At 70.9% G+C, this 13,318-nt stretch carries 9 protein-coding genes; 4 read left to right on the plus strand and 5 right to left on the minus strand.

Annotation, left to right across the window (positions count from 1 at the left end; all coding sequences use genetic code 11):
• Positions 1–64 precede the first annotated feature (64 nt).
• The 3 genes from BMY07_RS05195 to BMY07_RS05205 are packed head-to-tail and all read left to right on the plus strand — an operon-like array spanning position 65 to position 2,570.
• Positions 65–796 (plus strand): M48 family metallopeptidase, encoded by a 732-nt coding sequence (locus BMY07_RS05195; protein ID WP_092775281.1) that lies wholly within the window; start codon positions 65–67, stop codon positions 794–796.
• A 22-nt stretch (positions 797–818) separates the two neighbouring features.
• Entirely contained in the window at positions 819–1,490 is a 672-nt protein-coding gene (locus BMY07_RS34150) for a hypothetical protein (protein ID WP_092775282.1), read from the plus strand.
• Positions 1,491–1,508: 18 nt separating this feature from the next.
• Complete coding sequence (locus BMY07_RS05205) at positions 1,509–2,570, plus strand: hypothetical protein (RefSeq protein WP_092775283.1); 1,062 nt, start codon at positions 1,509–1,511, stop codon at positions 2,568–2,570.
• Here the strand turns inward: BMY07_RS05205 and BMY07_RS05210 are convergent.
• The 4 genes from BMY07_RS05210 to BMY07_RS05225 all read right to left on the minus strand — a co-directional run bounded on the left by BMY07_RS05210 (position 2,567) and on the right by BMY07_RS05225 (position 10,235).
• Positions 2,567–5,938: a TM0106 family RecB-like putative nuclease gene (locus tag BMY07_RS05210; protein ID WP_092775284.1), complete on the minus strand. Its 3,372-nt coding sequence runs from the start codon at positions 5,936–5,938 to the stop codon at positions 2,567–2,569. The two genes, BMY07_RS05205 and BMY07_RS05210, sit on opposite strands and share 4 nt — an antisense overlap.
• A 180-nt stretch (positions 5,939–6,118) precedes the next feature.
• Positions 6,119–8,221 carry a DEAD/DEAH box helicase gene (locus BMY07_RS05215; protein ID WP_092775285.1) on the minus strand — a complete coding sequence of 701 codons (2,103 nt, stop codon included), beginning with the start codon at positions 8,219–8,221 and terminating at the stop codon, positions 6,119–6,121.
• Positions 8,222–8,335: 114 nt separating this feature from the next.
• On the minus strand, positions 8,336–9,448 hold the full coding sequence (locus BMY07_RS05220) for an MFS transporter (RefSeq protein WP_177215453.1): 1,113 nt from the start codon (positions 9,446–9,448) through the stop codon (positions 8,336–8,338).
• A 28-nt stretch (positions 9,449–9,476) separates the two neighbouring features.
• Complete coding sequence (locus BMY07_RS05225; RefSeq protein ID WP_177215454.1) at positions 9,477–10,235, minus strand: DeoR/GlpR family DNA-binding transcription regulator; 759 nt, start codon at positions 10,233–10,235, stop codon at positions 9,477–9,479.
• 76 nt (positions 10,236–10,311) lie between these two features.
• Between BMY07_RS05225 and BMY07_RS05230 the strand changes: the two genes are divergently transcribed.
• Positions 10,312–11,397: a M20 family metallopeptidase gene (locus BMY07_RS05230; RefSeq protein WP_092775288.1), complete on the plus strand. Its 1,086-nt coding sequence runs from the start codon at positions 10,312–10,314 to the stop codon at positions 11,395–11,397.
• Between the two features lie 62 nt (positions 11,398–11,459).
• Here BMY07_RS05230 and BMY07_RS05235 read toward each other — a convergent pair whose 3' ends face one another.
• On the minus strand, positions 11,460–13,214 hold the full coding sequence (locus BMY07_RS05235; protein ID WP_092775289.1) for a proprotein convertase P-domain-containing protein: 1,755 nt from the start codon (positions 13,212–13,214) through the stop codon (positions 11,460–11,462).
• Positions 13,215–13,318: the final 104 nt, after the last annotated feature.

Here is a 13,318-nt window from a genome sequence, read left to right on the forward strand (position 1 = left end):
AGTCGTTGGTGCACACTCCTCGTGCCGCATCGGGGGATCGGCTACTGGGGAAGGTTCGGGAACGATGTTCGTGGGGTTGCGCGCTGCCCTGGCGGTGGCGATGTTAGCCGGTTTCTCCCTGCTCGCGCTCGGGGTCGCGGGTGGACTGGTCGTGCTGGAAGTGGTGGCGCTGCGGGAGTCGCCGGTCGTCGGGCTGAAGCTGGCGTTCTTCGTCGTGCCCGCGGTGTTCGCCATCCTGATGGCACTGGTGTCCATCGAGCGGCGCCGCGACGACATTGTGGACGGGGTCGCGGTCACGCCGAGCCAGCAGCCGCGGCTGTGGGCGCTGGTCACCGAGCCGGCGAGCCGGGTCGGCACGCGGCCGCCGGACGAGATCCGGGTGATCGCGGCGGTGAACGCGGCGGTGGTGGAGAACACGCGGCTGCTCGGGCTGGTCGTGACCTCCCGCAGGCTGTACGTGGGCGCGCCGCTGCTGGCGGGGCTGAGCGAACAGCAGATGGCCTCGGTGCTCGCGCACGAGTTGGGGCACTACGCCAACCGCGACACCCGGCTGTCCGGAGTGGTCGTCACCGGCCGGGACGCGCTCAGGCGCGTGGTGACCGGGATGACCGGCGCGAGCGGCCTGCAGGGTGCACTCGCCGGCGTGTTCGCGAGCTACGCCAAGGTCTACATGCGACTGTCTAATGCGATCTGCCGCCGCCAGGAACTGGCCGCGGACGCGGTGTCGGCCAGGATCGCGGGCTCCGCGGCCGCGGCGAGCGCGCTGCGCGAGCTGCACGCGGTGGACTTCAGCTAGACCTTGTTCCTCAAGCGCGCCCGTGCTGGCGGACCTGCGGGCGCAGGACCCGCCCGGCGGCGACGCCGACCCGTACGACTCGCACCCGCCCACGACGACCCGGATCGCGGCCATCGAGGCGATCGCCGCGCCCGTGCTGGCGGACCGGCCGGACCGGTCCGCGCTGGCCCTGGTCGACGACCCGGTGCCGCTGCTGGACCGGGCGCTGCTGCTGGCCATGAACGACGTGGACGAGCGCAAGCGGGTGGACTGGACCAACTACGGGCACCTGGTCATCCAGCAGCACATGATCGACGCGACGCTGCCGCTCACCCGGGCCGCGGGCCGGGTCCAGGGCAGGCAGCCGACCCTGCGCGCCGTGCTCGACGCACTCGACGCGGGCAAGCTGCTCTACCTCGCGCCCGCGGACGACGAGCAGGTCGGCGGCACCCGCGCGCGCCGCGAGCGGGCCAGGACGTCGGTGGCTGACGGGCTGGGCCTGCTGGTCGACCTGGCGCTCGTCGCCACCGGGTACGGCCGCTGGGAGGTCGACTGGGCCGGGGACGCGACCCTGCGGCTCACCGACACCGGCCTGGAAGGCCTGGCCGACCTGCTCGCCGCCGCCCTCTCCGACGACCGCGACAGCACCGGCCTGCGCGTCACCGCGGGCGTGGACCTCGACTTCCAGCCGATCCCCGCGCTGCGCGCCGCCTGACACCGATCGGATACCGACGTGGCCTCGCTGCTCGACCCCAAGACCTTCCAGCTGCTGCGCCGGGCGTCGCGCGAGGCCCGCAGGCGCGGCGTCCTCGTCGACGACCTCCCCGCCGAGGTGGTCGCCACGCTGATGCTGCCCAGGGTCGACATGGCCAAGTGGGGCATGCCCGCCAACAGCGAGGTCACCGCGGACCGCGTCCACGGCAACCAGGCGCCTGCCAACGCGCTGGCCGCGGCCGCGGGGGGCTACTGGCTGCCCGCCGCCGAACTGCTGGCCGCGACCTGGGGCGACTGGGCGGCCAGGGTCGAGGTGGTGCGGGCACTCGGCGACGCCGCCGCGGCCGACGACACCTGGCTCTCGGCGTGGCGCGCGGCGCGGCCGCGGGACCCCGGGCACGCGGTGGTGCTGGCGCGCATGCTGATCGTCGTCGCCTGGCAGGTGCGGGACTCGCAGCGGGGCGTGGACACCACGCGGGAGCAGTTCGTGGGGTTCCGCCGCGTGCTGCTGGAGGCCCGGCAGGCCGCCGTCGCGGCGGCGGAGGTGGCCCCCGAGGACCCGACGCCGTGGTGGGCGCACGTCACCCTCGCCCGCGGCCTGAGCTACGAGCACGACGAGTTCCTCGCGGTGTGGTCCGAACTCCTCGCCAGGGACCCGCTGCACCGCCACGCCCACGTGCAGGCCCTGCGGTACTGGTGCCGCAAGTGGCGCGGCTCGGACGACCTGATGACCGAGTTCGCCGCCACCGCCGCCGCCACGTCACCGACCCTGGCCGTGCTCCCGCTCCAGGCGGCCTTCGAGCACGACCACGACCGCTGGCGCGACCAGGACGTCGTCGCCGCCCTCGACACCCTGCTCACCCGCCTGTCCACCGACCCCCACGACACCCCCTTCACCCGCGACGAACGCGGCTGGGCGATCCAGGCCCTCATGGCCAACAACCGCCACAACGAGGCGATCACCCAGCTCCGCGCGCTGGGCACCCACGCGGACGCCGAACCGTGGTCGCTGAGCGAGTCCCCGGTCTTCCTGTTCCTCCAGACCAGGACCAAGGCCTGCACCAACGCCGGACGCCCCTAACGCGCGCCCTGCCAGGGGGTGGCGTCGTCGAGGAGGCCGATCATGCCGGAGACGAGGCGCATCTGGGCGGTGGTGCGGATGTCGGCGGTGACCAGGTGCGGGGAGCAGACCAGCACGGCCAGGGTCTGGGCTCGGGACAGGGCGACGTTGAGGCGGTTGCGGGAGAGCAGGAAGTCGAGGCCGCGGGGCAGGTCGGCGGCCGAGGACGAGGTCATGGTGGCGATGACGACCGGGGCTTCCTGGCCCTGGAAGCGGTCGACCGTGCCCACCCGCACGCCGCCGTGGCCCGCCGCCTCCAGTGCCCGCGTCACCACCCTGGCCTGCAGGTTGTACGGGGCGACGACCAGGATGTCGTGGTCGGTGACGGGGCGGGAGCCGTCGCGGTCGTGGAAGGCGCGGCCGTGCACGGAGGCGACGACCTCGACCACGGCGGCGGCTTCCTCGGTGGAGCGGGTGGTGTTGCCCTGGTGCTGGACCTCGACCAGGTGCAGCCCGGCGGGGACGCCCTCGATGGACCGCTCGGCGGCGCTCGGGTGCGCGTGCAGCCTGCCCGCGTAGGACAGCCGCGACACCGGCGCGCACACGGCGGGGTGCATGCGGCGGGTCTGGTCGAGGAAGAACCCCAGGTCGGGCGGGATGATGTCGGCGGTGTCGAGCAGGTGCCCCAGCGCGGACGCCTCGGCACCGGCCGGGTGGGTGCCCTGCACGACCTGCGGCAGCTGGCGCGGGTCGCCGAGCAGCACGAGGTTGCGGGCGCAGGTCGACACCGCGAGCGCGTCGGCCAGCGCGAACTGGCCTGCCTCGTCGACCACCAGCACGTCGAACGGCTCCTCGCGCAGCGCTTTGTTGGCGAAGTTCCACGCGGTGCCGCCGACCAGGTGACCGGTGTCGTGCTCGCGGCGCCAGCCGGCCAACGCGGCGAAGTTCTTCGGCTGCTGCCATGCGGCGTCCGGTGCCGGGGCGGTCCCCCGTGGCCGTTTGGCGACCGGGAGGTCAGGCGCGGCGGACAGGGCGGCGGTGAGCACGTTCTCCACCGCCTTGTGGCTGGTCGAGGTGACGCCAACGGTGCGACCGGACCGGACCAGGTGCGCGATGAGCCTGCCCGCGAGGTACGTCTTGCCCGCGCCGGGCGGTCCTTGCACCGCGAGGGTCGATCCATCCAGCGCGTCGACGGTCTCGATCACCGTGTGCACCAGGTCCGCGCCCGGTGCGGGCAGGGTCGCACCGTTGCGCAACCGGGGTGGGGTGCGGCGCAACAGATCGATGCCGGGGTGCCCGGGCAGCGCCGGGAGGGTGTCGGCCACCTGCCTGGCGAGGTCGACGACCGCCTCGTCCTTGGGCGCGGGCCGCACCGGTTCGCCAGGCAGCACGGCTTGCAGCGATCCCGGGCCGATCTTGTCCGCGCCCCGGCTCTCGTCGATGACCAGGCGGTCGGCCGTCGCCTCGGTGATCTTGCCGTCGTGGCTCTCGGCGCCGTACCGCAGCCGGACCTGGTCGCCGACGCTGAACGGGTGCGGCTGGTCCTGGTCGCACCGCACGCGCAGCACGCGCTTGTGCCTGCCGTTGCGCCGTTTCGGCGGCTCCCACTCCCCCGTCTCCACCCGGACCGGCACCGTGCAGGTCGAGTCGGACTCCAGGTCGTGCACCGGCGCGGCGAGCTGGCGGAAGTACTCCCACCACGCGGGGTTGGACTCGCGCCGGTAGTAGCCGACCGAGGCGGCGAGCAGCGCCCTGGCCCGCTCGTCGGGGGTGAACTCGGCGGGGTCGTCGGGCAGTCCCTCGATCAGCGTGTCGACGAGGTCGGCCAACTCCTTGACCTTCCTGGCGCGCTCGTCGTCCTCGACGTCCCGCAGCCCGGCGTCCCATTCGGACTCGTACACCTCGACGACGGACTCGATGCCTTCCCGCGCCCGGATCTCGTGCAGGAACTCGAAAAGCCGCTGCGTGGAGACGCAGTCGTACTCGTTGTAGTCCGCGATGCCCTGCAAGACCTCTGCCGCGCGCTCGACCTCGCCCGCGGTGGTGAGCGTCAGGTAGTCCTCGTAGGCCTCGATGCTCGACACCGCCGTCTTGACCTCACCCTCGCGGGCGTCGGGCATGTAGAGCGGTTCGAGGGCCTTGATGGAGTACGAGCGCTGTGAGACGCGCAACGCCTTGCGCACCACGGCATAGAGGTCGATCAGCGAGCCGCGGCGCAGCAACGTGTCGACGGCGTCCTCACGGGTGCCGTGCAGGGCGGCCAACCGCTTGAGCGCGGACGACTCGTACGGCGCGTAGTGGTAGATGTGCGCGTCGGGGTGCTCGGCGAGCCTGCCGGTGGCGAAGTCGACGAACCGCTCGAACGCCTGCCGCTCGGCGGGTCGGGTGTGCGCCCAGAACGGGGTGAACGTGCCGTCGGCGACCGCGCCGAACAGGTACTCGAGGCCGGTGCCGCCGATCGCGTACGGGTCGCCTTCCATGTCGAAGAAGACGTCGCCGGGGCTGGGCGGCGGGATCGTGGCCAGCGCGTCGGGGTCGACGAGTTCGTAGGCGACCTCACCGGTGGCGTCCTGGCGGACCTGGATCGCCGCCTGAGCGCGCAGCGCGGTGTAAGAGGCGATCGACAGCGTCGCGGGCCTGTCGTCCGGCGCGGCGGCGGCGAGGTCGTCGATGGTGGTCAGCCCGCCGTCGAGCAGCTTGCGCCGTTGGTCGGACCGGATGCCCGCGACGAGCGCCAGGTCGCGGTCGGCCGCCCGCCCGGAGGCGCAGTGCTCGGCGTACGGGCAGCCGGAGCAGGCGGGGCGTTCGTCGCCCCAGAGCCGTGCGGGCAGGTGGGGTTCGCGGGCGAGCAGCCTGCCGGTCAGCCGCCGCAGCAGGGGGACGAACTCGTCCACCCGGAACGACGCCCGGCTGCCGTCACCGAGCAGCAGGTGCGTCTCGGGCCCGGCGGGCCACCCGGCCCTGGCCAGGGCGTCGGCGTACGCGACCACCTGGATGACCGCCGCGGGCCGCGCGTGCCTGGCCAGCTTCGTGTCGTACACCTCGTACCGGCCGTCCGGCCCCCGCAACAGGAAGTCCGCCCGCCCCGTCATCCCCCCGGGCTCGTGGAAGACGGCCTGGTAGACCACCGGAGCCCCGGCCTCCAGCGCCGCCGCGGTCTCCCCCGCCGCGACGACCGGGTCCCGCTCCTCGATCTCGACCACCGCGTGCTGCTCGGCCCGCAACCTGGTCAACGTCGCCTGCTCGTGCTCCCGCCCGTACTTGACCGTCAGCCGATCAGGCCCGGGCCCCGCCTGCGGCGCCCCGACCAGCCCCGCGGCGTTGGCCTGCGCGAGCACACTGCGGTGCTCGCACTCGAGCAGGTCGGCAAGATCCGAAGGCGTGTACATCGCCGATCAGTCTCGCACCGCCCCCCTCGAACACCTGGCCGACACGCCCAGCGGCCGACTGCGATGTCCAACTGATCCTGCAATGTGGTGACCAGATCCGAGCACGTGTCGTTCCCGAGAACAGGCCAGCGGAAACCTCCGGCGCCCCAACCGAATTGCACAATCCCTGGACGGTGAAGATCACGCTTCGGATGGATGCTGCTCACCGAAGAGCCGTCGGTGCTCGAGTTCGACGATCTGCCGCTGCTCGCCGGCGTCGACCGCCCGCAGGTCGGCTTCCTTGGCGTCGCTCTTGCGTACGTATTCCTCGATCAGCCTGTTCTTGTGGTCTTGGATGTCCCGAACGCGCCTGTCCACGGAATCCTTGGTCAGCAGCCGGTGCACTTGCACAACACCGATCTGGCCCATCCGGTAGGCCCGCGCGACGGCCTGCTCCTCCACGCTCGGCCGCCACTGCGGTTCGGCGATGACCACCACCGAGGCAGCCTGGATGTTCAGCCCGTGCGCGCCCACATCGATCTGCGCTACCAGCACGCCGTGCCCGTCGCGCCTGGTGAACTCGTCGACCAACTCCTGGCGTCGCCTGCTGGGTGTCGCCCCGACCAGCTTCCCGACCACCGCGTCACCCAGCTCTTGCACGATCACGGCGATGACATCCAGGTAGCCGGAGAACACCAGGACCTTGCGCCCGTCATCACGCGCCTCGTCGACGATCTCCACGAGCCGCTCCAGCTTGGCCGATCCGGGACCGAACGTCGCTTGCCGCATCTTGGCAATGTTCTTCGACCGGACCGCGTCGCGATAGGCCTCGAGTTCTCCTTCGTTCGGATCGACCCAGTACTCGACCTCGATCTTCGACGGCAACTCGACCAGCACGTCCTCGACGTTGCGCCGCAGGTAGACCGACGCCACCCCACGTCGGAACGCTCGCGCGCCCGCCACCGCGGTCGAGGGTTCCAGGCGCGCGGCCACCTCGGGTTTGAGGTACTCGATCAAGGCGCGGAACTCGGAGACCCGGTTCTCCATCGGCGTCCCGGTCATGAACAGCACACGGTCGGCGGACGCGGTCATCCTGGCGATCCGCTGCGACCGCTGGGAATCGGGGCGCTTCACCTTGTGCGCCTCGTCGACGACGAGCATGTCCACCGCCGCGCCGACCACCAGGTCGAACCCCCGCAGGATGTCGTACGTGGCGACGCCGACCCCGCCCACTGCCAGCCAGTTCGCCGCCACCACGTGCCGATCGGGGCCATAGAGGCTGTGCGCTGTTAGGGTTGTGTGCTTTTCTATCTCCTTCAGCCAGTTCACCAGCACACTCGACGGGCACACCACCAGGAACCGCGTCTTCCCTGCCGCTGCCAGGTGCGCCAAGGCGGCGAGCGCCTGCACCGTCTTGCCCAGACCCATCTCGTCGCCGAGGATGCAACGCCCTCGGTTGATCGCGAACTGGGCGCCGAAGTGCTGGTAGACGCGCAACCTGGTCTTCATCCTGCTGACGTCCAAGCGCGTGGCCCTGACCTCGCGCCGCGCAGGCTCCGACAAGAATCCCTGTGCGGGTTCGAGCTCATCGGTACCGCCCTGGCCACCGAGCACGGCGAGTAGCGCGTTGAAGCTCGCGGCGTCCTCGGTGTAGAGCCGCCACACGTCGTGCTGGTACCACTCGGCAATGGTCGCTCGGCGCAGGTACTCCAGTTCCTTGCCGAAGGCGATGACCTCGGGGGATTCGAGGAACTCGGCCACGTCGTCCAGCGCGTCACGTGCTGCTTGCTTGTCCTTCTTGCCGAGAAAGACGAAGCGCCACCACCTGGTGGTCGGCTTGGCCGCAGCGGTGATCGGCCCGGCGCGCTCGGTGAGGCGGCCCAACCGCAGCTCCAGTCCCGGAGCCGTGCTGACGGCGTGCCGAAGCGCCGCGATCATGGACAGCAGCACGGTCTGGCCCGGGTCCCGCCGTTGTGGGTCGAATCGGATGGTGGTGTCGCGGCGCACCTTGTCGGCCAGTACCCGCACGGCCTTGGCCACTTGGGTGGCCGTCTGTACACCGACGCCGTGTACAGCCATCAGGTCGGCTTCGCCAAGAGGGCGCACCTTGTCCGCGGTGGTGTACCCAGCCTTGATCAGCGCTTTGAGGTTGACCTGACCCTCCACCAGCGCACGCAGGTCCTCGACCGACCGTTTTGCCAGCTCCGCCTGGACTTGGGCCTGCACCAGACTGGCGACCTGCCTGGCGCCCTCGGACTTGAGCCTGCCGCTTCGAGACAGCTGCGTCCGCGCAGCCGCCACCATGTGGTCAACTTTGGCAAGCAACGCCCTCGCCTGAGCGTTTGTCCTGCTCTCGATCTGTGCCACGGCGAGAGTATCCCCGGAAGGGCGGGTAGATCTCGAGAGCGCAGTGGAGCGTCAACCCTTTGGCCCAGTGGCGTGGATGAGCAGCAGAAGGGCGGCCAGAGCGGGGAAAGTCCAGATGGCCGCGGCGAGGCTGGTGTGGCCGGCCAGCAGGCCGATGAAGGCCGGGGCGGCGAGGGAGCCTGTGCCGGTGGTGAACATGAGGGTGCCGGAGATGGGGCCGGTGTGGTGGGGGTTGGCGTTGATCGCGGTGGCTAGGAGAGAGGGGATCACGGCGGCGAGGCTGGCTCCTAGGGCTATGGCGCCGATGACCGACAGGGTGGTGCCTGCGTTGAGGGCCAGGGTTGCGCTGGCCAGTACGGCGGCGGTAGCGCACACGGTGACGGTTCGGTGAGGGTCTGCGGCGCGTAGGAGGCTGCCGAATGCCAGGCGTCCTAGGAGCATGCCGGCCCAGAAGAGGGCGGACATGTTGGCGGCCAGTGCTTTCCCCGCGCCCACTACGTCCGCGAAGTAGGTGGCGGACCAGTAGGCGAAGCCCCATTCGAGGGCTGCGGCGAGGAATACGGTGGCGATGGACCTGTCGAGCACCACGCGCCAACCGGGAGCGGGTTTGGACTCGGTCGGTTCAAGGGATCGTGCGGCGAGTAAGAGGACCAGCAGCACCAAGGCGGACGTGAGTTGGTACATCGGTTTCCACGCGCCGGTCCACGCGATCACCGCGCCCGCGAACAGCGGGGCCAGCAGGGCGCCGAGTCCGAACGAGACGTTGAGCAGGGAGAGCGCGGCGGCTCGGTGGTCTGCCGTCAGGTCCGCGATGCCCGCGTTGACCAACGTCGTCAACACTCCCCCGGCGACCCCGGTCACCCCGACGACCACCAGCAGCAGCGGCAACGAGGACACCAGCGACGTCAAGTACAGCAACGGGAGCAGCGCGCCCACACTCGCCAGCACCAGCGTCCTGAGCGTGAACCTCCCGAACACCCAGGCCGCCACCAACGAGCCCGTCAGAAACCCCGCCGACGACACCGTGAACACGGTCCCGCCCGACGAGTACCCCAGGTCGAGCTCCTCGGTGACCAGCGGCAGCGCCGGTCCGAGCAGCGTGGAGGTGAACGCCCACAGGAAGGCGCCCGCGTGCAGCGTGGCGATCGAACTCCGAACGGACAACGCGGGCTCCCTCGCTCCGGCGCGGGACTCACGCGCGGTGGACCTGCACCCCCGCCTCGCGAATCCGCGCGACATCCGCCTCCGGCGCGGCCACGTCGGTCACGAGGACGTCGACCTCCTCGATCCCGCAGACCACCGCCAGCGCGGTCCTGGTGAACTTGGCGGCCTCGGCCACCAGCACGACCCGCCGGGCGGATCGCACCGCTGCTCGCTTGACGGCGGCGTCCTCGACGTCGTGCGCGGTGACGCCGTCGTGCGGCGAGAGCCCGCAACAGGTCACCACGGCGGTGTCGAAGCGCAACGCCGAGACGCTGGACTCGGTGAGCGAGCCGACGAGCGACCCCTCGCCGAACCGCGCGTTCCCGCCGGGCAGCAGCAGGTGCACCGACGAGTTGACCGACAACGCGACCGCGACGCGCAACGACAGCGGCATCGCGGTCAGCCGGCGTCCGGCGAGCGCGTGGGCGACGGCGAGACCGGTCGTCCCGCTGTCGACGACCACCGCCTCGCCGTCGCGGATCAGGCCCGCCGTCAGGACCCCGATGCGGTGTTTCGCCTGCGCCGACTCGACTTCCCGCATCGCGAACGGCATGTCCTCGCCGTGCGCGAGCAGGCTGACCGCGCCGCCCTGGATCCGGCGCAGGGTGCCCTGCTCCGCCAACAGGTCCAGATCGCGGCGGATCGTGACCTCGGAGGTGCCCAGTCGCGCGGCGAGCTCCGAGACCTGCACCCGACCGTCCTGCCGGAGCCGGTCGAGGATGTCCTCGTGTCTCGTCTTCGCAGCCACCCCACCGAACATACATAGTCGGCTTTCGTTCGTAAACACCTACCGCACATCGGCCGGACGCGCGCGAGGATGGGGCATGGACATGGACGGGTTCCTCGCGTCGGCGGAAGAATTGTTGGCCATCCAGTCGACGGCGGATCGAGGCGACGACCTCGCCGGGGCGTTGGAGTTCGTGCTCGACGTCGTGGGGCCGGGGTTCACCGTGGATCGGTTCGAGTCCGGCGGAAGGCCCAGCGCACTGGTGTACCGGGGTGAGCGGCGGCACTTCAGGGTGATCCTCAACGGGCACCTGGACGTGGTCCCGGCGACACCGGAGCAGTTCCGGCCGAGGCGGGAAGGTGACCGGTTGTACGCGCGTGGGGCGCAGGACATGAAGCTGTCGGCGCTGGTGCAGGCGATGGCCTTCCGCGACGCGGCGAGCCAGGTGCCGGTGGCGTTGCAGCTGGTCACCGACGAGGAGATCGGCGGGCACGACGGCACGGCGCACCAGCTCGCGCAGGGGGTGACCAGCGATTTCGTGGTGATCGGCGAGTACAGCGGGCTGCGGATGGTGGTCGAGTCGAAGGGCCTGCTCACCGCGCGGGTGCGCGCCACCGGGCTGGCCGCGCACAGCGCGTACCAGTGGCTGGGCGACAACGCGGTGCTGAAGCTGATGCGCGCGGTGGACGGGATCCTGGCGTCCTACCCGGTCGCGACCGAAGAGGTGTGGCGCACCACGGTTAACGTCGCCCGGATCGAGACCGGGCCAGGGGCGGTCAACCAGGTCCCGGCAGAGGCAACGGCGTGGCTGGACATCCGCTTCACCCCCGGCGACCGCGATTTCGCCGACCGCGCACCAGCCGAGGTCGCAGCCCACCTGACCGCGCTGTGTCCCCCTGGCGTCACCGTCGAGGTCGACCGCGTGGAGCCACCCCATCACGCCGACCCGGACAGCCCTGACGTGACAGCCCTGCGCCGCGCCGCCCAGAACCAGGGCTACACCAGCGACTTCCTCCGCAAACACGGCGCCGCCGACGCCCGCTTCTACCACCAGCGCGGCACCGACGCCGTCATCTTCGGCATCGGCGGCGACGGCCAGCACGGCCCTAGCGAATACGCCGACCTCACCACCGTCGAGCCGTACTACCGCGCCCTCGTCGAGTTCCTCACCGACCTGCGGTGAGCGCGGACCTGCCGCCACACGGGTGGGTGTGGCGGCAGGCTCACCAGCGGATCAGCCCCGGATCACAGGGTGACCGTCCACGCGTCGAGCACCCCGGTGTCGCCGGAGCCGTTGTCGCCGATGCGGAGGGTCCACTTGCCGCTGGCGTTCTCGTTGACGTTAGGCACCGAGAACGTCTTCGGGTTGGGGAACGCGGTGCACTGGAAGCCGCCGTAGCGCTGCAGCGAGTACCAGGTGCCCGACGGGCCCACCAGGTTGATGTTCAGGTCCTGCTGACAGGTGTGTGTAGCAGCGACGGTGACCTTCACGGTCGTGGCAGCCCTGCCGGAAACCGTTGAAGTCAACGGGCTGACGACCGTCTGGTAGTCGCGGATCTGGTAGTCGTTGTCGCTGCGGACAGTGCGACCGCCGCCGGTGTCACCTGGGTTGGTGCGGGCTTGCACCGCCGCGCTGGCCGGTGAGGCGTTCCCCGCCGCGTCCGTCGCCTTCACAGTGAAGGTGTACGCGGTGTCTGGAGTCAGGTTGCTGACCGTCGCGGTAGTGCTGGCGCCAGAGGCAACGACAGTGGACCCGTTGTAGACGTTGTAGCCGGTGACGCCAACGTTGTCGGTAGCGGCGTCCCACGCCAAGGTCACGCTGTTGCTCGTCGTGGCGGTCGCGCGTGGGTTGCCCGGTGCGGTCGGTGCCTGCGTGTCACCGCCACCGCCCCCGGTGACCAGGGTGAGGCTCCACTTGCGCAGGGCTTCGTTCACCGGCTGGAAGATGGACTGGTCCTTGGCCCCACCGGGGCTGCACGAGGAGGCACCGCCGGAGTGCAGGCCGACGGCCTTGTCGCCCGCCAGCCACGCGCCGCCGGAGTCGCCACCGAGCGAGCACGCGGTCGTGGTGGCCAACCCCTCGATGACCACGCTCCCGTAGCTGATGGTCTGGTTGACGGCGGTGACCTCACCGCACTGCCACTTCGACGTGTTGCCGGAGTGGCACACCGCCTGCCCGACGATCGGCTCTACCGACCCGGACACGGTGACAGCGCTACTCCCCCAGGTATTGACCGCGGCCGACAGGTTCCAACCGGACTCGGTTACGGCAACGACGCCCATGTCACCTTCGCGGGCATTGACGGTCCGCGAACCGCCGACGTTGGACGTACCGATCCGGTTCTGGCTGCCGCTCTGGCCATAGGCGGCCTGGTTGGCGTCGTTGGTGCAGTGCCCGGCGGTCAGGAAGTGCTTGCCACCGGAGGAATCCGTCGCCGGGAAGCCGACCGAGCAGTTGGACTCGCTGCCCGGCCACCACGGGTTGCCCGGTTGGACGGTCCTGGCCTGCTGCACGGGCGACGAGGTCGTCGCCACGACCCGGACCCCGTCCAGCGCCGGGAACGCCCGGGAGGTGCGCGTCCGGTCGACGCGGACCTCCACCTCGTTGGTCCGCGGGTCGATGCCCCACCCGGTGACCCCGGGGAACGCGTGCTGGGCGACGGACTGGACGAGCTTGTCGAGGGTGGCCTGGTCGCGTCGCACCAGGACGGGCGCGGCACCGAGGTCACGTACGGCGGCAGCGGTGGCCTCGTCGGTCACGGCGACTTTGAGCCCACCGTCGAGCCAGTACCCAGCGGTACCGGTGCGCGGTAGGGCAGCCACGATCTGTTGGGCCTGCGCCTGGACGGCGAGCCTGTCTTGCGCCTCGGACCGGCTGATGCCCAGATCGCGGCTAAGAGCGTCCGCGACGGGGTCTTCCTGGCTGCCTCCGTAGGCGTATCCGGCACTCACGGATAGGGTCAGCGCGCACGCCAACCAGAGGGCTGTTCGGTATCGCATGTTCAACTCCGTCGGAGTCGGTTGCAGGGTGTCGTCGAAGCTAGGGACGGCCGCGCGGGCCCGAAATGGGGGAAACCCCTCGTCCGGTGGGTTCCCGCTGGTGA

This window comes from Actinokineospora terrae (assembly GCF_900111175.1).
Taxonomy (GTDB): Bacteria; Actinomycetota; Actinomycetes; order Mycobacteriales; family Pseudonocardiaceae; genus Actinokineospora; species Actinokineospora terrae.

Coding starts and splice junctions, on each gene's coding strand:
- BMY07_RS05195 (WP_092775281.1), top strand. CDS start 65: ATGTTCGTGGGGTTGCGCGCTGCCCTGGCGGTGGCGATGTTAGCCGGT.
- BMY07_RS05210 (WP_092775284.1), bottom strand. CDS start 5,938: ATGTACACGCCTTCGGATCTTGCCGACCTGCTCGAGTGCGAGCACCGC.
- BMY07_RS05215 (WP_092775285.1), bottom strand. CDS start 8,221: ATGGTGGCGGCTGCGCGGACGCAGCTGTCTCGAAGCGGCAGGCTCAAG.
- BMY07_RS05230 (WP_092775288.1), top strand. CDS start 10,312: ATGGACATGGACGGGTTCCTCGCGTCGGCGGAAGAATTGTTGGCCATC.
- BMY07_RS05235 (WP_092775289.1), bottom strand. CDS start 13,214: ATGCGATACCGAACAGCCCTCTGGTTGGCGTGCGCGCTGACCCTATCC.